This is a genomic window from Rhodococcus sp. 008, assembly GCF_001682295.1.
GTDB lineage: Bacteria > Actinomycetota > Actinomycetes > Mycobacteriales > Mycobacteriaceae > Rhodococcus_F > Rhodococcus_F qingshengii.
This window is the reverse complement of sequence record NZ_CP012749.1, coordinates 2,275,771-2,295,555: the sequence shown is the minus strand read 5'-3', so window position 1 is coordinate 2,295,555 and position 19,785 is coordinate 2,275,771. Positions and strand designations below refer to the sequence as shown.

General features: G+C 58.6%; 15 protein-coding genes and 3 pseudogenes. 9 read left to right on the top strand and 9 right to left on the bottom strand.

All coding sequences use genetic code 11. From position 1 onward, the window contains the following. Nucleotides 1-358 precede the first annotated feature (358 nt). Nucleotides 359-1,798 carry a phytoene desaturase family protein gene (locus tag AOT96_RS10775; RefSeq protein ID WP_065351722.1) on the top strand — a complete coding sequence of 480 codons (1,440 nt, stop codon included), beginning with the start codon at nucleotides 359-361 and terminating at the stop codon, nucleotides 1,796-1,798. Nucleotides 1,799-1,922: 124 nt separating this feature from the next. On the opposite strand, the gene AOT96_RS35670 is transcribed toward AOT96_RS10775, so the two are convergent. Further along, entirely contained in the window at nucleotides 1,923-2,330 is a 408-nt protein-coding gene (locus AOT96_RS35670; protein WP_065351721.1) for a DUF4192 family protein, read from the bottom strand. 365 nt (nucleotides 2,331-2,695) lie between these two features. Here AOT96_RS35670 and AOT96_RS10765 point away from each other — a divergent pair, with 365 nt between their 5' ends. Both AOT96_RS10765 and AOT96_RS35270 read left to right on the top strand, forming a co-directional pair. Further along, complete coding sequence (locus tag AOT96_RS10765) at nucleotides 2,696-3,142, top strand: PIN domain-containing protein (protein ID WP_065351720.1); 447 nt, start codon at nucleotides 2,696-2,698, stop codon at nucleotides 3,140-3,142. Nucleotides 3,143-3,147: 5 nt separating this feature from the next. Next, the gene (locus AOT96_RS35270; RefSeq protein ID WP_156778943.1) at nucleotides 3,148-3,954 is read left to right on the top strand and encodes a hypothetical protein; all 807 of its coding nucleotides are present in this window, start codon (nucleotides 3,148-3,150) and stop codon (nucleotides 3,952-3,954) included. A 44-nt stretch (nucleotides 3,955-3,998) separates the two neighbouring features. On the opposite strand, the pseudogene AOT96_RS34640 reads toward AOT96_RS35270, so the two are convergent. Further along, nucleotides 3,999-4,507: pseudogene (locus AOT96_RS34640) on the bottom strand (IS21 family transposase); the annotation flags it as partial. Between the two features lie 197 nt (nucleotides 4,508-4,704). Between AOT96_RS34640 and AOT96_RS10745 the strand changes: the two are divergent. The 3 genes from AOT96_RS10745 (at nucleotide 4,705) to AOT96_RS10735 (ending at nucleotide 8,868) form a co-directional block, all read left to right on the top strand. Next, nucleotides 4,705-6,024, top strand: a complete 1,320-nt coding sequence (locus AOT96_RS10745) for a pentapeptide repeat-containing protein (protein WP_197523634.1) — start codon at nucleotides 4,705-4,707, stop codon at nucleotides 6,022-6,024. A gap of 84 nt (nucleotides 6,025-6,108) precedes the next feature. After that, complete coding sequence (locus tag AOT96_RS10740) at nucleotides 6,109-7,488, top strand: Shedu immune nuclease family protein (protein ID WP_065351715.1); 1,380 nt, start codon at nucleotides 6,109-6,111, stop codon at nucleotides 7,486-7,488. A gap of 636 nt (nucleotides 7,489-8,124) precedes the next feature. Beyond that, a complete protein-coding gene (locus AOT96_RS10735; RefSeq protein ID WP_065351714.1) occupies nucleotides 8,125-8,868 on the top strand; it encodes a hypothetical protein in 744 nt (247 codons plus the stop codon). Nucleotides 8,869-9,205: 337 nt separating this feature from the next. On the opposite strand, the gene AOT96_RS10730 is transcribed toward AOT96_RS10735, so the two are convergent. Then, nucleotides 9,206-9,454 (bottom strand): hypothetical protein, encoded by a 249-nt coding sequence (locus AOT96_RS10730; protein WP_065351713.1) that lies wholly within the window; start codon nucleotides 9,452-9,454, stop codon nucleotides 9,206-9,208. Between the two features lie 218 nt (nucleotides 9,455-9,672). On the opposite strand from AOT96_RS10730, the pseudogene AOT96_RS10725 reads away from it, so the two are divergent. Next, nucleotides 9,673-10,295 (top strand): annotated as a pseudogene (locus AOT96_RS10725) (hypothetical protein). 338 nt (nucleotides 10,296-10,633) lie between these two features. Here the strand turns inward: AOT96_RS10725 and AOT96_RS10720 are convergent. From AOT96_RS10720 to AOT96_RS10705, 6 genes are all read right to left on the bottom strand, one after another. Next, a complete protein-coding gene (locus AOT96_RS10720) occupies nucleotides 10,634-11,938 on the bottom strand; it encodes an IS256-like element ISRer3 family transposase (protein ID WP_042927240.1) in 1,305 nt (434 codons plus the stop codon). Nucleotides 11,939-12,096: 158 nt separating this feature from the next. After that, nucleotides 12,097-13,551, bottom strand: coding sequence for a DHA2 family efflux MFS transporter permease subunit (locus AOT96_RS10715; RefSeq protein ID WP_065351712.1), 1,455 nt, complete (start codon nucleotides 13,549-13,551; stop codon nucleotides 12,097-12,099). A gap of 11 nt (nucleotides 13,552-13,562) precedes the next feature. Further along, nucleotides 13,563-13,961: a MarR family winged helix-turn-helix transcriptional regulator gene (locus AOT96_RS34635; protein WP_231917458.1), complete on the bottom strand. Its 399-nt coding sequence runs from the start codon at nucleotides 13,959-13,961 to the stop codon at nucleotides 13,563-13,565. 378 nt (nucleotides 13,962-14,339) lie between these two features. Then, nucleotides 14,340-14,990, bottom strand: a complete 651-nt coding sequence (locus tag AOT96_RS10710) for a cysteine hydrolase family protein (protein ID WP_083197610.1) — start codon at nucleotides 14,988-14,990, stop codon at nucleotides 14,340-14,342. Nucleotides 14,991-15,075: 85 nt separating this feature from the next. Continuing rightward, a complete protein-coding gene (locus AOT96_RS35265; protein ID WP_156778942.1) occupies nucleotides 15,076-15,420 on the bottom strand; it encodes a hypothetical protein in 345 nt (114 codons plus the stop codon). Nucleotides 15,421-15,459: 39 nt separating this feature from the next. Then, entirely contained in the window at nucleotides 15,460-16,905 is a 1,446-nt protein-coding gene (locus AOT96_RS10705) for an MFS transporter (RefSeq protein ID WP_065351710.1), read from the bottom strand. Nucleotides 16,906-17,428: 523 nt separating this feature from the next. On the opposite strand from AOT96_RS10705, the pseudogene AOT96_RS10700 reads away from it, so the two are divergent. Beyond that, nucleotides 17,429-19,389 (top strand): annotated as a pseudogene (locus tag AOT96_RS10700) (protein kinase domain-containing protein); the annotation flags it as partial. A gap of 150 nt (nucleotides 19,390-19,539) precedes the next feature. After that, nucleotides 19,540-19,749 (top strand): response regulator transcription factor, encoded by a 210-nt coding sequence (locus tag AOT96_RS36545; protein ID WP_442978616.1) that lies wholly within the window; start codon nucleotides 19,540-19,542, stop codon nucleotides 19,747-19,749. Nucleotides 19,750-19,785 lie beyond the last annotated feature (36 nt).

Sequence of the window (19,785 nt, the reverse complement as noted above, 5' to 3'; positions counted from 1 at the left end):
AACCGTGTAACGAAAACGATAATTCAGAACCCCGGCACGGGCGCAACTAAGGTAGCCCTATAATTGCTCTGAACTGCGGCGATGCAGGGAGCCAGAAGGCCCCTCGACAGATTTCGGAGCTGCGTCTGTGCAGAGAAGTTCCGATTCACAGGATACCGAATCCGCAGGAAACAGGCGCGATGGGCGATGAATGCAACAACTGGCCGCAGCGATAAGAATCAGCTGCGGCCAGTGCGCCTCGAACTGTAACAAAAGTTGATCGATCAACCAAGGTCTAGGCCTGAATTGTTTGCTCGCAGAATGCCATCGCTGTAATTTCCGTAGGCTCACACCTGAGAAGACGGGTGGCGAAGCGCAAATGACAACAGCAGTAGTGGTGGGCAGTGGCCCCAACGGTCTCGCGGCGGCGATCGAACTCGCCCGCGCAGGAATCGACGTCCATGTCATCGAGGGTGCGGACAAGATCGGCGGTGGCACCCGCAGTAGCGAATACATAGTCGACGGACTCGTCCACGACGATTGCTCCGCCTTCCATCCCACAGCTTTGGCGTCTCCCTACTTCAAGGAACTCGACCGCGAATTCGGGCTCGCCAAGCACGGCCTGACGTGGCTGTGGCCCGAGATCCAACTGGTCCATCCACTCGACGACGGCACCGCCGGGGTTCTGTGGCGCGACATCAACCGGACCGCTGAGGGACTGGGTGTCGACGGTAAGAGGTGGCTCGACGTCTTCGGATACCTCTCCGAGAACTTCGACGAGTTGGTGCAGGACGTCTTCAAGCCGATCGTGCACGTTCCGAAGCACCCGCTGATGCTCGCGCGTTTCGGGACGGGCGCTCTGCTTCCCGCGACGGGTTTCGCGCGGATGTTCAAGACGCCACAAGCGCGGGCGCTCTTCGGTGGCGTCGCGGCGCACATGTTCGGGACGCTCACCCTTCCCCTGTCCAGCGCTGTCGGCTCGATGCTCACTGCTGGAGCCCATGCTCACGGTTGGCCTGTGGCACAAGGTGGTTCGGGGTCAATTGCAGCCGCGCTCGCCTCGATTCTGCGCAGCCTCGGTGGCACCATCGAAACCGGGAACTGGGTCACCAACTACTCCCAGATCGCCGACTACGACATCGTCATGCTCGACATCGCACCCGATGCGGCCGGGCGCCTGCTCGACGGCCGGCAGCCTGATCTCATTGCCCGGGCCTACCGCAAATTCCGCTACGGCACCGCCGCCTACAAGGTCGACTACGCCGTGCGCGGTGACTCCGACGGAAGCGTCGTGCCGTGGACGAATCCGCATGCCCGCAAGGCCGGCACCCTGCACCTGTCCGGGACGATATCGCAAACTGCTGCTGTCGAACGTCAGACCGTTCGGGGTCAGATGCCGGACAAGCCCTTCATTCTGTTGGGCCAGCAGTTCTTGGCCGACCCTTCCCGTTCCGTCGGAGACATCCATCCCGTGTGGGCGTATGCGCATGTGCCGCATGGCTATCCGGGCGACGCGACCGATGTAGTCACGCGTCAGATCGAGCGGTTTGCGCCGGGGTTCCGGGACCGGATCGTGGGCGTCCACGTGCGCAATGTGCCGCAGATGCAGGCGTACAACCCCAACTATGTGGGCGGCGACATCTCCGCGGGGGCGAACACTGCGCGGCAGATCATCGCGCGCCCCCGGTTCGGGCTCGACCCCTATGCCACCGGGGTTCCGGGCGTGTACCTCTGCTCGTCCGCGACTCCGCCGGGCGGCGGGGTCCACGGGATGGGTGGGTTCAATGCGGCGCGGGCGGCGCTGAAGGCTCGGGGTTGAGGCGTCCCCGATGGGGACGACATTTCACACAAACGCCTTCGGAGGAGCCCCTGACCCAGCCGGCAAACACGGACAAAACGAAGATGCCAGGCTCAGTGGCCAAAGCGAACCCGCGACAGAGCAACTAATGGCATGAGGCGCAGAACATGCATTGCTGGTCGGGCACCTCGCCGTTGGTGTCGAACCACCCCGCTCCGACCTCGAGAGACTCCGCGACAAGAGTGCGGATGCTGCGGATTCCCATGCTGTCGAGCTCGCGCTGAGCTGCCTCGATCTGGTCAAGTCCGGCGGCGGCTACCGGACCGGTGCCAATGACAACCCAGATAACGGATGTGGCTGCGGCTTGCTCGAGTGCGGTGCTGTAGTCGGCTGCCGCGTCGGCACCGATGACATCGGTGCGGGCGACAAACGCGAGGGTGGCCGGTGATCCGGTGAGAGCGATCATCACGACGGAATTGGCGGGGACGAATCCGAGCAATGCCGGGATTGCGGCCAAGACGTCGGTGGCGGTCCTCAAACGGATGTTCTGCATGTCGTTCCCCTTGCTGTGAAAGTGACCGGGCCCCGTGCCCCGCCAATTTTTTTCGCCTTCTGGCAAAGGAGAATCGCGTCGGCACGAGGGGGCCGGAGTGCCACCCCTGGGCCGAGAAAATTTTGACGGGAGCTTGCGAGTGGCGAAAATTTCTCGGAGCCATCGGCCGGCGCTTGCGCCGCCAGGGGTTGCGCGCAGGTCACCGCCGACGAGAATCTGGAAAGCCAGAAGTGAAAACAAATCAATGCTTTTCACAGAACGGAGCGCAGCGGAGTTCATTTCGGGGGACACCGAAGGTGGCCGAGCGCCTAGCGTCGCTGGGGTAGTTCCCAACCTAGTCGGCACGCACCGTCACAATATCTTCTATGACGGAGACGCAGAACATCATCGTGGTCGACACCAATATCTTGTATTCCACTCCGTCGCTACGCCATCGCTACTTTAAATCTCTGTCGGACAATGCAGAGACGTGGGGCGTCAAGCTGGTAGTTCCTGAAGTCGTCTACATGGAGTCCGTCAAGGTAGTTCGCCGAGCGTGGGGTGTGACCGCAGTTGCCGTGTCAAACCTCAAAGTAGGCGAGTTCGGGATGAACAGAGAAAAGGAGGCCATCGAGGCGAAAATCCAAGCCGAGATGGAGTCCTACCCGGACGCGCTTCGCGAACGTCTGGCCTCGCTAGGGTTCGCTATTGTTCCCATGCCAAATATCCCACATATCGAAATCGCAGAACGCTCAGCCGACCGGCGCGCCCCTTACCTCGCTGGTTCCTCGGACCCCAGACAGATTCCTAAGACGGGTACCGAGACACTCTGATTTGGTTGACCGTCATGGAGGTTGCGAAGACCAATCCGGACGCCGAGGTTTGGTTCGTCAGTACGAACAACAAGGATTTTGGCCCCTCGGGCAAAAATTGGACAGGGAAGAACCTCGGATCGAAGACGGATTGTCCGATCAATTTCAACGACGAGCTTACCGATGAACTGACGAACAGCGGGATACCAGATCGTGTGCACTACGTAACCACTTTACCTATCCTTGAACAGCATTTCGCCAACCAATGGGCTCCCGTATCCAACGAAATCCTCTCCCGGTGGTTCAACCAAACCGATCAACAGAATCTGGCCGACATGTTGCATGCCTGGCTAGAGGGCTATCCCCTAGATCCCGAACAATCAGCACTCCCCACTAATGTTTTTCGAGCCTATGTCGTCAGCGCGGATAGGCCGTCTGACGGATGGCAGTTCAGCGAAGGAGCCGGCCGTGGCAGCAACGGCGGGTGGACTGCACGTTTCACAGTCCCCGTAAAAGTTGATATCAGCGCCGTCGATTCAACTGCCACGACGAGTGAACACACAAAAAATCTGTGTTTTTCGGGAGTTCTGTCTGTTGATTCGTCGGAAGTGCTGGACAGTGTGGAAGTCATGGCTGCAACTGCGTTACCGGGTGATCCAAACGCGGAACTGTGGGTACGGCGTAGCGCTCGAACTGGCGCAAATGGTTCCCGCGCCGCCACACTAGCAGGACTCGCAACAGCCATGTCCGCCTTCGACACAGCCAAACTCGCAGGAATCGCGGACGATGAAACCGATGTAGTCGACGACAACGCTGAGGGCTCAGCCGAGTGAGTGCCTAGTGCTCGTTTTTCACAGAACGGAGCGCAGCGGAGTTTCGAGTACACGCGGTGCACGGATTTCCCGAGTGTGGGAGTCGGAAGGCGAACATGTGGCATTTCGTTTTCACCCCAGCCAAGAACACCCACACTTCACCGAAATCGACTTCTGCTTCGGCACCGGGTGCGTGCTCTTGCGGGACGAATACTTCGATTCGGCGTCCGGCCTCGACGTCGATCTATGCCCGACGAAACCGCACGTAGTCACGCATCGTTGAATACGAAAGGTGCTGCGCTCCATGTTCATCGGCAAGTCTGGCAAGGATTCGGCGGGCCGTGTGGCGCTGCTTTCATGGTGCCTCGATATCAGTGGTGAGCATGGCGTCGATCGCGGCTTTGAACGGGTCGAGCTTCGGCGAACAACGCACCGCAACTTTTCTTGGTGGCGGCTCCGCCTGCGCCAACGCCATCCGCACCGTTGCCCGACCGACCTGGTGGCGGCGGGCCAACTGCCGGATCGAACACCCCTCGATCCGGGCGTCACGTCGAATGCAGGCGAACAACTCCATTCGAGTCTCCGCCACTGCCCTCCAGCAGGTGCTGGCATCCGAACAAGCCAGGTGCCACAACACTGAGGTGGCTTAGCTCAAACCGTCATCATCGGTCCGGCGAGTCGCAGATGGGTCTGGGTCTGGCCGTCTCGGTGGTCTCGACTCAAGCTGTCATAAACACCTAACTCCATGCCACGCAGTAGATGATGTCCGGTATGAAACAGGCGAAGAAGCGCGGTGTCGTTCGCATACAGCCATCGACTCTGCGTGGATGGGTGCTATTCGGCACTGTGGCCACGACTGCGGCTGGCTCGGCATTGCTCATCACTTTCGCGCGACTTCAAGCCAGTCTGTGGGTGTGGCAGGACGGGTTTTTCCTGACCGGAGATCAGTGGTTCAATGCCGCCCGAACAACGGTCACGCTCGTGGGCATCATCGGTTTGGGTGGTGCCGCGTTCCTCGCTTACCGCAAGCAAGTATCCACCGAATCAACGCATCTGCTCGAGCAGAGCAGTGGTCTCCGCGATCGGTACACGACCGGCGCCGAACAACTCGGGCAGGATTCCGCCGCTATCCGACTTGCTGGTGTGTATGCCCTCGCATCACTTGCCGACGATTGGCACGACTTCGGAAACGGCGACGAACGGCAAGTTTGTATCGATCTCCTCTGCGCGTATCTCCGCACCGATCGCCCACCCCTCAAACCTGAGCCGCGACGCGTAGTGAAACCAGTCGGTCGTACCCTTGCCGGCCACCCTCGACTACACCCCACTTCGCCCCCATCTCTCCCGATGTCGGTCGACCGCGAAGAACGTCACGTACGAACAGCGATCATCAACTCGATCAGGGTGAGAACCCGAGGTAACGATCGATGGGTCGCATGTGACTTCGATTTGTCTGGCGCGAAACTGCAAGGCATGAACCTGACCGACGCAGACCTGGGCAGCGCGTCCCTGCGCGCTGCGAACCTGACCGACGCAGACCTGCGCGCCGCGAACCTGACCCGCGCGGACCTGCGCGCCGCGAACCTGACCGACGCGGACCTGTGTGGCGCGAACCTGACCGAAGCGTTCATGCCCGGCGCGGACCTGACCGAAGCGGACCTGACCAACGCTGACCTGGGTGGCGCGAACCTGTTCAACGCGAACCTGACCAGCGCGCACTTGAACGGTGCGAATCTGGGCAACACGAGTCTGTTCGGCGCGACGCTCACCGGCGCGAACCTGACCAACACAAACTTGAGCAGTGCACACTTGAGCAGTGCGAATCTGACCGGCGCGAAACTGCGCAACGCGAAACTCACCGGCGCGAAACTCACCGGCGCAAATCTGACAAGCACATTTATGGTCGGCGCGAACCTGACAAGCGCAAACCTAGCCGACGCGAACCTGACCCGCGCGTTCTTGAGCGGCGCGAATCTGACCGGCGCGAATCTGAAGGGCGCGAACCTGACCGATGCTGGTCTACGAAAGATTACTTACGATCTGTCGACTCAGTGGCCCGACGATTTCGTCCCGCCACCGTCCATCGCATGAAACCTGAGGATTCGGATTCCCTACTGTGCCTAGTGCGTACCGGCACCTCAGATTTCTGGCCGCGGTTAATGGGACACTCACCTTGTGAGATTCGGAGCTAACCAAGACGGCAAGAGCAAGCTTGATGAACGATATGTCGGCGATGACCTCGACGGATTTTTGGTCACGATCCCAAATCCTGGTGATGATACGAGTCTTAGCCGTGAGGTGCGGATACTTAACCTCACGCGGGAATCTCCGGAAAATTCGGTGCTGCGCATTTTCCCGATCAACACGATTGATGGCACAGAAAAATTCCTAGGTCCGAAGTACACGAAGATTCGCACATTGACGCTAGATGTGCCCGGGGACTTCGAGAATGCTGATTTGCAAGAGATACTCCTCGAGGCGTTGCCACCCGGATTCGTCCAAGACTACAAATATGGCCTGGGGCTGCTCAAGGACTGTCATCGACTAGTGCGGCTGATCGAGAAGCACACCAAGTGCGAGGAAATCTCGTTCACCGGCGGGGACATGGTCGTAGTGGACGGGAAACGACTGCTGCTGGGTCTGGATACATTTGAGGCGATCTATTCTGAGATCCAGCGGATCAACAGGCGCGGCAGCGACGGGGCTGCGCGAGTTAAAGATGCCTTCGTTCACAACAAACTGGCTTCTGTGCTGGGGCTAGAGCCAGCGGTGTACAGCCTTGGTCGCCACCCGGTGTCGAAGGTACTGACGAAGGCGGCCGATGGCGTCAAGGAGCTGACCGAGAGCGAGCAGGACGAGCTGATCGAGGCTTTCGCATCGGAGTCCGCTGCACTGGCACGGACACGGCCGGAGAAGTTTCTGAAGCTCCATCGTGACGTGGAGCTAGTGAACCTCGATCGGCTCATTCAGTCCTACGAGGAGGCATTAACCCGGAGCACGGATGAGGGGCATTGGCAGACCTTCTTCGGTGACAATGCCTTTGCTCTTCAGCAGGTGTTTGGCACACCGATGGTTAATTTTCAGTCAAGTGCGTCTGTCGGCGGTGTCGGATTCGCAGGTAGCGGCGGCAAGATCGCGGACTTCCTCTACAAGAACCCGCTGACCAACAATGTTGCTCTGGTGGAGATCAAGAAACCGTCGACGCCGCTGCTAGCCACTAGAGAGTATCGAGGGGGAGTGTTCGGTCCGTCCATCGACCTAGCCGGCGCAGTCACACAAGTGATGGATCAGGCGTATCAACTGATGACGAGCTTCGCGCACCTGAAATTTGCTACGCGGTCGGATCTGGAGGCATATGCGCTGTCGTGCTTCGTCGTCGTCGGGCACACAGCATCCCTAGACCACCCTGACAAGCAAAAATCGTTCGAGATGTATCGAGCGAATTCGCGGAGCGTGAAGATTGTGACGTACGACGAAATCTTGCAACAGCTCAAGCTTTTGCGGAAATTCCTTCTTCCAACCCCTGCAACGAGCACTAGCGACGAAGGAAACTAGGCATCGAGCCCTGGCAGACCCGATGCGTGGCGCATAAATATGCGTGGCCTCCCGGCGCATTGCTTCGCGCCGCGGCTCGGCGACACCGGTGCCTCAAAACCCGATCGATCAAAGCCTTGCCGAACATCCTTACGGACCGGTCGCGATTACGGACCGGAAGGTTTCTTTCGCGTACTGGACCCTAGGTGTCCGTCAGCGTTCGATGTCGGGGCCGCGTTGCTTCTGCTGATCGGACTGTTCGCGTTGGCGGGCGAGCATCATGGCGCGGTTGTCGCGTTCCTCGCCTCGGGCTGCGCTGTGTCCTTGCCTGCGTTCGGCTTTTCGCGCTGTGAGGTTTCGGCGATTGTTTGTTCGGGAGTGAGGTCCAGGCGGCGTGCCTGCTCGCCCACAATCGTGGTGTCTTGGCCCGTGAGTTTCTGCTGCCCGGTGTCGATCCGTTCGAGGGCCTTGTCGGCGGAGGTGATGGCCTGGCGGTCACGTTCTTCAGCGTGGACACTGCTCCGCGCTTTCGGCCAGGGACGGGGCGCTTGATCTCAATCTGGAGGGAGCGTGTCAACATTGTCACTTCGAATCGTCGACTTCCCATCCGTTGGGTTCGACTTAACCCTCGACAGCGCTTCTCGGGAGACGAAACCTATGGACGACACCGATCGGTGGTTGGAGGCAGCGCGTAGGACACTGGATTTGGATAAGCGGGCCCCGAAGACATTGGCGGTGCCCTCCCTCAACAGTTCGCGCTTCCAAGCGGTCTACTCGTTCGCGCGGTATTCGCTGACTCAGGTCGGCGCAAGTTTGTTGCTACACGATCGTGGACACAGCTTTGCCGCTCTGGCGAATGTCCGTGTGGCGTTCGAACATGCATTGATTTCACAGTGGATAGTTCTGACCGAAGGCTCTGAAGCCATCATCAGTAATACCATCGACAAATCGCATAGCCGCATGCTGAAGGGACTGGAACCGCACGCTGCTGAGATTCCCGCCGAGCTCCGCCCCTTGCTTGAACTTCCTAAAGCAGAGTTGTTGCCCTCGTTCGAGTCAATCTGCAAGAGGTTCGACAAGAGCGGGTTGTTATACACGGTGTACCGCGGCCTAACTGTCGCAGTGCACATCTCGGGCGCAACTATCGCGGAGCACGCATCAGTTGACGCAAAGACCGGAGCAATCACATTGCATCCTCACCCTCGCTCGGAAACTCCTCCAAACGACTTCGAGATGGCTCTCGGGTGGTCGGCAGTACTCGCCAAGACTGCATTGGAAATCCTACTCGAGGACGACGCGGACCTTCTTCGAATCGCTGATATCGCGCACGCCGCTGGCCTACCCCATGACCTGACTCTTGACGACCTCCAGCCCGAGCGGCAGCCGACTCGTTCTGACTAGTCCCTTCACCAACCCTCGCAAGGACACATCTTGGATTCGCGCCCGCCGAGGCAATCGATCACGATCACTGACGCTGCAGTGCAATTACGGATTCCACCGAGAATCGCACAAGGCATGGATTGCTGTCGAGAGTTCTGCCGGCAGCTAGTTAGGCATGATCTGTTTGAACAACGGGGAATGCTCTTCCCAGGTGGCGGGCGTATCGGCGGCGTTCTTCTGTGAACGGATCGGCGTGAAGCCGCCGAACGCGGTCGTTCCGCAGCAGCGCGTGAGGCTGTTACCGCTCAGGTTCCGGTCGAGTTCAAAATAGCTGCCGCTGACTCGCTGCCCACCCGACCTAGTCTGTAGCTGCCAGGTCTTCGTCGTTCGCGAAGATCAGTCGTCCGTCGTCGAGTGCGATCGCCCACCGCTGCACCGGAGCCCAGTCCCGCCCCACCGAACCGCGGTCGATGACCATGTCCTCGTAGTCCTCGATCACCACACCGGTGCATGTCACGCTGCCACCGGCATCGGAGTCTGACACCGTGATTCGCACGCAGGAACCTACTGCAATCACATCTTTGCTTTTGCCGCTTTTGTCGGTCATCCTACTAATTCTGGCAGAGCAACTTCGCGGCAACCGCATTCGGGGCCCAGCGTTGCACGCTTTGGCAGAGCAGGTGGGCTGAGTGTGCTCGATGCCGCCATCACTCGCTGGAGCTGTTACCCAAGTCCGTCCGAGGCCGGCGCAGGGAATGGTCCTGTCGGTGCACGCTCCTACAGTCAGCTCGGGTAACAGTCCGGATCGAGTGCCAGGAGCAGGCGATGACGTTCGTGAGCGATGCCTCATTGCCGCTGCCCGGCATGCCCGACAGCACTCCCGCGCCACCGGCGTTCCAGATGACGTTGATCGGGCAGCCCCAGCCTGTACGCATTGCCGAACGTCTGTGGCGTTCTTGGCTCGACGATCCTGCCGTCATTTCTCGGTTCGAATCCAAACGCTTTCGCCGCCGGATCAGTGCTGGCCGTGGATCGGCGGGGTGTCGTCGACCGGGCATGGTTCTTTCCGGGCGGCGAGCCTGCCCGGGCCGTCGCGGCGCGGGAGCGTGCCGGCGCATTTGTTCGCGTACCAGTTCGAATACGGCGTCATCTCGCGGTTGGGCTGGTCCAACACCGATGACGCGGTGCTTTGTCATCAGTGCGACTTCGCCGGCTGCACCAATCCGGCACATATGCGGTTGGGAACCAATCGCAGCAACCGCAGCGAATACGAACTCCGGCGACGCAACATCGCCAGCCCACTCGCTGACGTTCGGGGACCCGCGGGTCGCACTCGCGCGATCGCTGCCGCGATCCGGGTCGGTATCGAACAGAACGTAGGAGTCGACGTCATCGACGAGCGCATCGCTGCGGCCGAGGCTGCAGGACGTCCGCTCTCACTCTGGTAGCGAACATTGCCGTTCGATACTGACAATACACGTTCACTGTGCATGTATTTCGTTGCGGTGCAGTCACTTTCACCGCTGGAATGACATAATATAAGTTATCGGCAAGGAGTGCCGTGACTGTGCGCCGTTTGGCGGCACTGCCAGCACAAATAGGGACAATGCAGTAAATGCAAAGACTCAATGTCCATACTCCCGCTCGCAGCCAGCCCCCGCAATCACCGTCCATCTGGGGCGGTCGTCCCCCTAATCTGCATACGCGGAGTCGAAATCAATCATGACGGTAGGTGCCCGAGGAATCCATCCGCGAGATATTGTCAAGACCTGTGGATGAGGGTGTTTCAGGCGACCTCCGTTTCGCTTGATTCGTCGGGCTCAGCGGGTGAGATGTCGATGGGTCGTTCGAGCAGCTTGCCTTTGTGGAACACCGCGCCGGCACGGACCAGCGCGACCAGATGGGGGGCGTTGACCGCCCGCCAGCGGGCTTGTGCGGCGTCGATCAGCTTGTAGGCCATGGCAATCCCCGCTGCGCGTGACCCAGGGCCCTTGGTGACCTTGGTTCGCAACCGCACGGTCGCAAACGTCGATTCGATCGGATTCGTAGTGCGCAAGTGGATCCAGTGCTCGGCCGGGTACCGGTAGAACTCCAGGAGCACGTCGGCGTCGTCGACGATCTTGGCGACCGCCTTGGGGTACTTCGCGCCGTAATCTACCTCGAAGGCCTTGATCGCGACCTGGGCCTTGTCGATGTCCTCGGCGTTGTAGATTTCCCGCATCGCCGCGGTCGCACCTGGATGAGCCGACTTGGGCAGCGCAGCAAGCACATTGGCCTGCTTGTGAAACCAGCAGCGCTGTTCACGGGTATCCGGAAACACCTCCCGCAGTGCCTTCCAGAACCCCAGCGCCCCATCACCGACGGCCAGCACCGGGGCGGTCATCCCGCGGCGTCGGCATGAGCGCAGCAGATCAGCCCACGACTCTGTGGACTCCCGGAACCCATCGGTGAGCGCGACGAGCTCCTTGCGGCCGTCGGCGCGGACGCCGATCATCACGAGCAAGCACAGCTTCTCCTGCTCCAGGCGGACCTTGAGATGGATGCCGTCGACCCATAGGTACACGAAATCGGTGCCCGAGAGATCCCGGTCGGCGAAGGCCTTCGCCTCGTCCTGCCATTGCGCGGTCAGCCGGGTGATCGTCGAGGCCGACAGCCCGGCACCAGTGCCGAGGAACTGCTCCAACGCCGCACCGAAGTCGCCGCTGGACAGCCCGTGCAGGTACAGCAGCGGCAACACCTCGGTCATCTGCGGGGACTTGCGTGACCACGCCGGCAGGATCGCCGAGGAAAACCGTTGCCGTTCACCGGTCTCGGCGTCGACACGGCGGTCGTTGACCCGCGGTGCGGTCACCGTCACCGCCCCCGCCGCGGTGAGCACGTCACGCTCGTGGTGATAGCCGTTGCGGACCACCAGCCGCCGGCCGTGCTCATCGAGATGCTCGGCGAACTGCTCGATGTATGCGGCGACTTCGGCGGCCAACGCCGCCGCGAGCATCTGCCGGGCACCGTCGCGAACGATCTCGTCAAGCAACGACCGACCAACACCGCTGTCGTCGTTGGAGGATTGCTGATCCTGAACTACCGTGAGCATGGGCGTACCTTCCCGAACCAGCGCGCCAACGCCGGTCCTGATCAGAGCTGATGGAATTTCAGATCATTCCCGGGAAGGTGCGCCCACTCACGCCGCCTCGCCGAGAACCATCCACAGGTTCTGATCATTGCTCTCCATCCGCGCGCACCGCCGACAAGTCAATCCGTCTCGGCGCATCGAATAGTGTCTTGACCGCGACTCAGAGATGCAATCAAAGCCAAGACGCAGGTCGTCCCGAGGGCAAGCAACGCCCACTTGAAGCCGCTACTGAAAGCCGTGACAGTGTCCGAATCCAGACCGGAGACCGTGCCTGTGTAAACCGCCTGTTTGGTCGGGCTAGGTAGGCCACTGGTCACAATAGCCAGTGCCATCGCAGTACTTATCGCAAAGCCTGCGTTTTGAGCGGTCTGACGTACCCCGTTGGCGATCCCGCGACGGTGGGCCAAAACCGATCCCATGATGGCGCGGGTGTTTGGAGTCGTAAACAGGCCCACCCCTGCCCCAATGAGGAGAAGGCAGGAAGCGAGGACGACACTGTTCATGGCGGGGTTGATGGCCCCTGCCAGTGCGAACAACCCTATTGCCGTTAACGCCAATCCGGTGGAGGAAATCGCGCGCGCACTGAATCGGGCGAGGAGCCTACCGGCCATCGGCGCCGTTATAGCCATAGCCAACGCGACATACAAGACGTGCAGCCCTGCTTGGTAGGGCGTCATCCCGGATGCAGCTTGAAGGTAGAGCGACATGAGCAGGGCCACAGCGAAGTAGGCCATCGACATGAGAAAAAGCGCAAGATAGGCCATCGAGCGACCCCAATTCGAAAACAGATCTAGGTTCAGCAAGGGATGTCTACGCCGGGCCTGGACGACGAGGAACAGTGGCGCGGAAATGGCAAACAGTGCGAGACCGGAAATCACGGGAGCGCTGGACCAGCCTAGAGAGCCGCCTTCTGACAATGCTAGGACGAAGCCGCCGAGAGCCGCAGTTGAGAGTGATGCACCAAGATAGTCGAAGGGTTCCCTTCTCAGGCGGGCAGCGTTGGGGCGGAGAATGATCCACGCCCAAACAAGGCCGATTAGCCCGAAAGGGATGTTGAACCAAAACACCGCTCGCCAGCCGAGTCCGCTGGTCAGAGCACCACCGAGAGCGGGGCCAACGACCTGGGCGAGGGCACCAATAGTTGCATTAATGCCTAGCGCAGTGGCAAGACGCCGGGCAGGGAATGAGTCCGTGATCAGCGCGGTGATGTTGCATAGAAGAGCCGCCGCACCCACGGCCTGCAGGCAACGAAAGAAGATGAGCCAATTGATGTTCGGCGCCAGGCCACACAGCAGACTTCCGGCCGTCAGTACAGCTATACCCCCCAAATACAAACGTCGGCGGTCGATCATGTCCGCAACCCGGCCGAAGACAAAGACCAGCACGGTGGTGACAAGCATGTACGAAAGTAGTGTCCAGGATGCTCCTGAAGCCGACGCCTCAAAGTGCCGGCTGACAGCGGGCAGGGCGACATTGATTGTTGAAGCATTGACGCTGGCGAGGAATCCTCCGACTCCAGCGACGAGTTGCACCTGCCATAGACGAGGGATGGGGGTTTGGGATACTTCCCGCATGAGTGGGGTTGTCATAGTCTCCGTTCTTCGTCCCCGGATGGGCGTGACGTCTGCGAGTCCATGCGTCCCAGGAGCGTTTCGCCTATTGATGTGAGCTGCCCCTGCGCTGCACTGTCCAGGGGGCCGAGGACGTGTTTGCGGACGCTGCGTGCATAAACGGGCGCCGCCCGCTCCACTCGCTTCACGCCTGCATCTGTGAGCACCGCCAGCCATCCACGCCGGTCACCTTCTGGAACTTCACGGCGTACCAGTCCAGCTGCCTCCAGCCGCCCCACTGCATGGGTGACACGACTGAGCTTGGAGTTAGTCATCGCGGCTAGTTGACTCATCCGAAGGGCACGACCAGGGGCGCGTCGTAGTCGCCACAAGATATCGAAGTAGGTACGTGGGAGATCTGCGTCGCGCTCCATATCTGCATCCAGCTGAGCTGAGACCGATTGCCACCCACGACTGAAGGCCCGAAAGACCCGAAGTTCATCGGGTTCGAGCCAATCAAGCTGCTCATCGTCCATAAATAGTACAATACTGTACTGTTCAGCACTGAAGTAAATCGCGCGTCAATTGCCTATACATGCTCGGAACGTCGCACCCTCACCAAACCTCTCACCCCAATGATCTCGTCGAATTACATTGGCACACTACGAAAGCCAAGTTCGGCACGAAACCGCCGGAGATGCTTTCCGAAAGAGGCCTGCACCAAATACCCTGGTGCAGGCCTTCTTTCGCGGATGCAGCACAGTCAGATTCCCCGACGGGTTGCGAATCGTTGTGTACCATCCGAACACTTATCAGGAATCCTGCCCTGATGGTGCGAGCTCGCCGGCGAAGAACCTGTCGGACCCAAGGGTGTCCCGATACTCCTGGACGTAACGGCTCACTTCGTCTGCGGCTATGACGTCCAAGTGCAGTGGCAAGATGTCCTCGACCAGCGTTCGATGAACTCTGCTGTTGAAATCTCCGCATGCATCGGAAACCACCGCAACCTTGAAATCGAGATCCGCAGCCTCCCGACTCGTCGACAAAACGACGCCACTGGTCGAAGTTCCCGAGATCAACAGGAGTCGAAGATTGCGCGATCGGAGGTAGTCCAGGAGATGAGTTCCAGAAAATGCACTGCATCTGGTTTTCGTGATGACAAGCTGATCGATTGATTCGGGTGACACCTTGTCCGCGATAGCGGAGTCTACCGACATCGACTCCAATGCTCGGTTCTGTGCGATCGGCCAGAACGCTTTATTCTCGGGCGGGACAACGCCGTAATCCGATTCGTCGAAAGCCACGCGAACATAGATTATTTCAAGATTATTTTCGCGCGCAGTCACTTTCAAGGATTCTGCAACATCTAGCAGATATTCGGAATCAGATATTCCAGATAGAATGGCGTTTTGCAAATCCATCAACAGCAGCGCCCCAATGGGTGCACTTATATCTTCACGCATTGATCACTCCGTTTCATCTACGTCAGTTAGTGTTATCCAGGAATATTCAATAAATAGGGAACGATCACAATCCCTCCAAAGCGAGTCAAATAAATTGTGGATGAAACATTCGGTATGGCTCCGCAAGTTCCGCCGCAATCTCCCGGTCTAACTTGACTCCAGTCATGCAGTGCCAGAGTTTCTGAAAGAAACGATCCCTTGTCATCCCGAAATTAACAAATATTTCTTCGTCGGACGCTCCACCGTACGGATTCCAGGTATTCGCGAATTGGATAACTTGATCAGCTTCCACGTGCACACCGGACGCTTTTTTATTTTGCGGCTCAGCAAATCCTGATTTCGTAAGTTTCCAAGGTCCTGCACCTCGTTGATTTGCCCGCTTCTGTGCAATATTCGACATTCTATTTCCTTGGAATTCTTGTGTAGTCACTTTAGGAGAATATAGGATAAATACTCTGAGGCAGAGAGATCACTCGCGGACGGAAGCACTGACATCTACAAGTGACTCCGACTCCGAAATTTTCTTCGTTGCCCTACGTGGCAAAAGGAAACAACTCAGCGCAACAGCAGTTGCAACGATAATACCCATCATGAAAACAACAGTGAATGAAGTCCAAGTCGGCGATGCCGCACCGGTACCTGTTGTGAGAATACTTCCCGACAGCTGCACGCCCAGCGTTCCACCAACTGCTTTGACGACGAAAGCGAGTCCACTGAAAGCCCCGATTCGACTCACCGGAGACGTAAGCGCAACGGTATTCATGGCTTGGGTCAGTGTGATCCCGCCTGAGGCGCCGATGAGGATAGTCGCCCCCATAACCATGAGGAAGTGGCCATTTGCGACCAGGAGAAACAAGAACGACAATCCCGAAAACGCGACACCGATCAGCATGGTGGCCCGGCCACCGATACGGAGATCAAACCAACCGACCAAGGGTGCAACCACTGCACCAGTCAAACCAAGAGGTAGTAGCAGAAGGCTCGTCGTAAATTCTGTAGCGCCAAGCCCAAATCCCGTCGAAATAGGCTGTTGGACAAGCATAGGAACCGAGAGAAACAGAGAGTTGGTGGCAAATCCGCACAGCAGGTACACGAGGCAACTCACGGCGAGAGGCCGTGTGGCGAGTATTCGAATATCGATGAGCGGCTCGGACGAGCGCAGCTCGAAAGCAACAAATGCAGCCAACAGAACAATGCAAATGGCCAATGCTGAAACGAACTTAAGCGACGCCCAACCCCATTCAGGCGCATTAGTGATACCGATCAAAATCACGGCCATGCCGCTACCAAGCAGTGCCGCCCCTACATAATCGACACGCCCATGATTGGCAGGTGGGCACGAAGGTACCAAACGCCAGGCTGCAAAGAATATAATAACAATTATTGCGAAGGGGACCGAGAAAAGCCATCGCCAAGGTAGAATACTGACCAGCAACCCTGAACCCACAAGCGCAAACGCCGTACCCGCATAGATGAATGCGATGACTGAGCCATTACCTGATTTTATCCTCGCCTCGGTTTGTGTATCACGAATGATGCCAAAGGCAAGTGGTACTACACCGAGGCCAACTCCCTGTAACAGTTGCCCAACAGTGAGCGTCAAAATTGAATTTGATAGACCTGACACCGCAGTTCCCATTGCCACAATGGCTAGCACGGCAAGAAGAATTGTTTTTTTGTCACGAACATCAGACAAACGCCCGATGAGTGGAGTTGCTACCGCGCCGGTGAGTAGAACACCGGTAATAACCCACGCAATTTGTGCTTCTGTCGCTCCAAGAGATTCTTGAATCAACGGTAACGCAGGTGAAAGGATCGATTCGAGACCTTTGTAGGCAAATACTGATGCAACGACGACCGCAAGCGTAAGTGTGGGATTCACACTCCGCTGACGCGACCTTTCGGATGATGTCACTTCTGCTCCTCCGGAGACTTGGTGGTAATTTCCGTCGATTTGCACCCGACTATTTCGATCTCGCAAGCTCACCTTCGGTCCCAGATTTCAGAAGCCGACCACCGTGGGTACGACGACAACCGGACCGAGCGGTCCGGCGTTTCCTACCAACGAGAAGTGATGCGCGACACACCGACAGTATGCCTGGTTCCAGCGTCAACAAACATCCCCGGGGGACACACTCTAAGTTCGTTTGTAGCTCCTCCCGCTATACCCTGCTTCCGCCCCCAAGGAGGAACGCAACGACGATTCACGCAATGTCGTCCTGGCCTGCATATAACAGAGCGTGGTGATCAAGACGAACGTCTGGTCCAATTCACACCTTCGTGCTGCTGGCCGCTGTACGGAGCTTTGTGGACGAGAACGTCGTCAGGCAGTTCACTCGCGGGATTCGCAGGTAGCCGGCCGGCGATATGATCAGGTAGAAGGGCATCGCCCCTCATCACACTCCCCCGTGAACCCTCAAACCCTCGAAGACTCGTCAATGGCTGACAACGATCCCTTCGCAACGCAGCACCCCCCCGACGCTGCGTTGGAGTTGAGCCTGGAGTCGGCGGGTTCACCGATCTGAGAGAAATCGGACGCGGTGGCTTCGGCGTCGTTTACCGCTGTGCGCAACCGGCGCTCGATCGTACGGTTGCGGTCAAGGTCCTCATGGCAGACTTCGACGACGTCGACAGCAAGGCCCGGTTCCTGCGTGAACAACGGGCGATGGGCAGACTTACAGGCCACCCGAACATCGCGAGCGTCCTGCAGATGGGAACCACCGTTGGGGGCCGCCCCTTCCTTGTCATGCCCTACTGCGCCCGTGGTTGCCTTGGGCGACGCATCCGTCAGCACGGCCCCCTGGCGTTGGAGGAGGTCCTGCGGGTAGGCGTCAAAATCGCAGGCGCCCTTCACTCCGCACACAGCCTCGGGGTCGTTCATCGCGACGTCAAACCCGCAAATGTTTTGCTTTCCGATTACGACGAACCGATGTTGTCCGACTTTGGGATTGCCCACGTGCGCGGCGGGTTCGAAACTGCTACTGGCATCGTGACGGGCTCTCCGGCATTCACCGCGCCGGAGGTTCTGACTGGTCAAACACCTGGTCCGGCATCGGATGTTTACAGTCTCGGAGCCACACTTTTCTGTGCGTTGACCGGGCATGCTGCATTTGAACGACGTAGCGGCGAGCAACTGATAGCCCAGTTCGTACGTATCACTGCTGATCCCACTCCGGACCTCCGTGAACGAAACATCGCCGATGATGTGAGCACTGCAGTTCAACATGCCATGAGCACCTCCGCCTCCGATCGGTGTTCGATGATCGCCCTGGGTCAGGCTCTGCAACAGGTACAGGTCAATCACGGATTCTCGATAGACGAAATGGCGTTGCACGCACAGCCTGACGAGACCCGCCCTACGAAGCCCAAACCGCTGGCCCCTCGTATCGACGACGACATTGGTGAGCTGCCGAGTGGCCGATCCGAAGGAAATTTGCCGGTTGAGTTGACCAGTTTCGTCGGTCGCCGACGTGAATTGTTGAATATCAAGCGATGCTTGGAAAGCTCTCACCTGGTGACTCTTGCCGGCTTCGGAGGCGTCGGCAAAACGCGGCTTGCCCTTCGTACAGCGGAAAGCATGCGCCGTGCATTCAGCGACGGCACTTGGCTCGTGGAATGTGCCGATCTGAACGATGGATCGTTGTTCCCAGACCTTGTCGCTGTGGCTCTGGGCTTGCGGTACCAATCGACGAGGAACCTGCGCGAGAGATTGCTCAATTATCTAGCTTCACGAGAGTTGTTGCTGATATTGGACAACTGCGAACAGGTCTTATCCGCTGCAGCGGAGCTATCGACCACCCTTCTGCGTGCTTGTCCACGGATACGCATCCTCGTGACCAGTCGCGAACCGCTCAATGTCGCCGGAGAAACCGTCTTCCGTGTACCTCCACTCACAATTCCCGACCGTCTTCAGTCCCCGCGACTTCGGGGAACTCTCAACTCCGATGCCGTCGCTCTGTTCGCCGAACGCGCCACCTCCGTGGTCTCGACGTTTACGCTCACCGACGACAATGCAGGGGCCGTAGCCCAGATCTGTCACCAACTCGACGGTTTACCGCTCTCGATCGAACTAGCAGCTGCCCGCTTGTCGGCAATGTCACCCGAGCAGATCCTCCAGCGATTGAGTGACCGTTATGCGCTACTGACCCGCGGCAGCCGAAACGCTCCGAGCCGGCAGCAAACGATGCGGTTGTGCGTCGACTGGAGCTACGAACTGTGCAGTCCTGCAGAGCAGTTGCTATGGGCGCGACTGTCGGTGTTCGCCGGCAGCGCTGAGTGGGATTCAGCTGAACAAATTTGCGGTCAAGGCCTGGAACCACAACTAATACTGGATACTTTGACCTCGTTGGTCGATAAGTCAATCCTGATTCGGGAAGAAGGCGATTCGGTCGTACGCTTTCACGAGGATTGCGAGCACGAGACAGCGAGAATGCTTGGCAGCAACTACGAGAGTTAGTATCGAGACGGCCAGCGTCTAGGCGTCGACTTGGCGATCTCATATGCCTTGGGCGAGAAAGCCCCACCCGCACAGCCAGACTTCGAGGTCAGTGTGAAGTTGACCAAACGGGAACATCAGATAGCCGAAGCCGTCTCAGAGGGTCTGACCAACAAAGCTATCGCAACCCGCCTGGTGATTTCGCCTCGCACTGTTCAAGGCCACGTCGAGCATATTCTCACCAAACTGGGTTTCACCAACCGTGCACAAATCGCAGCGTGGATAGTCGCGAACTCTGCTGAAGTGCCACCGAACGCCCCTTAGTAGACGGAAGTGTGGGAGCACGATTGAGACGCTCAC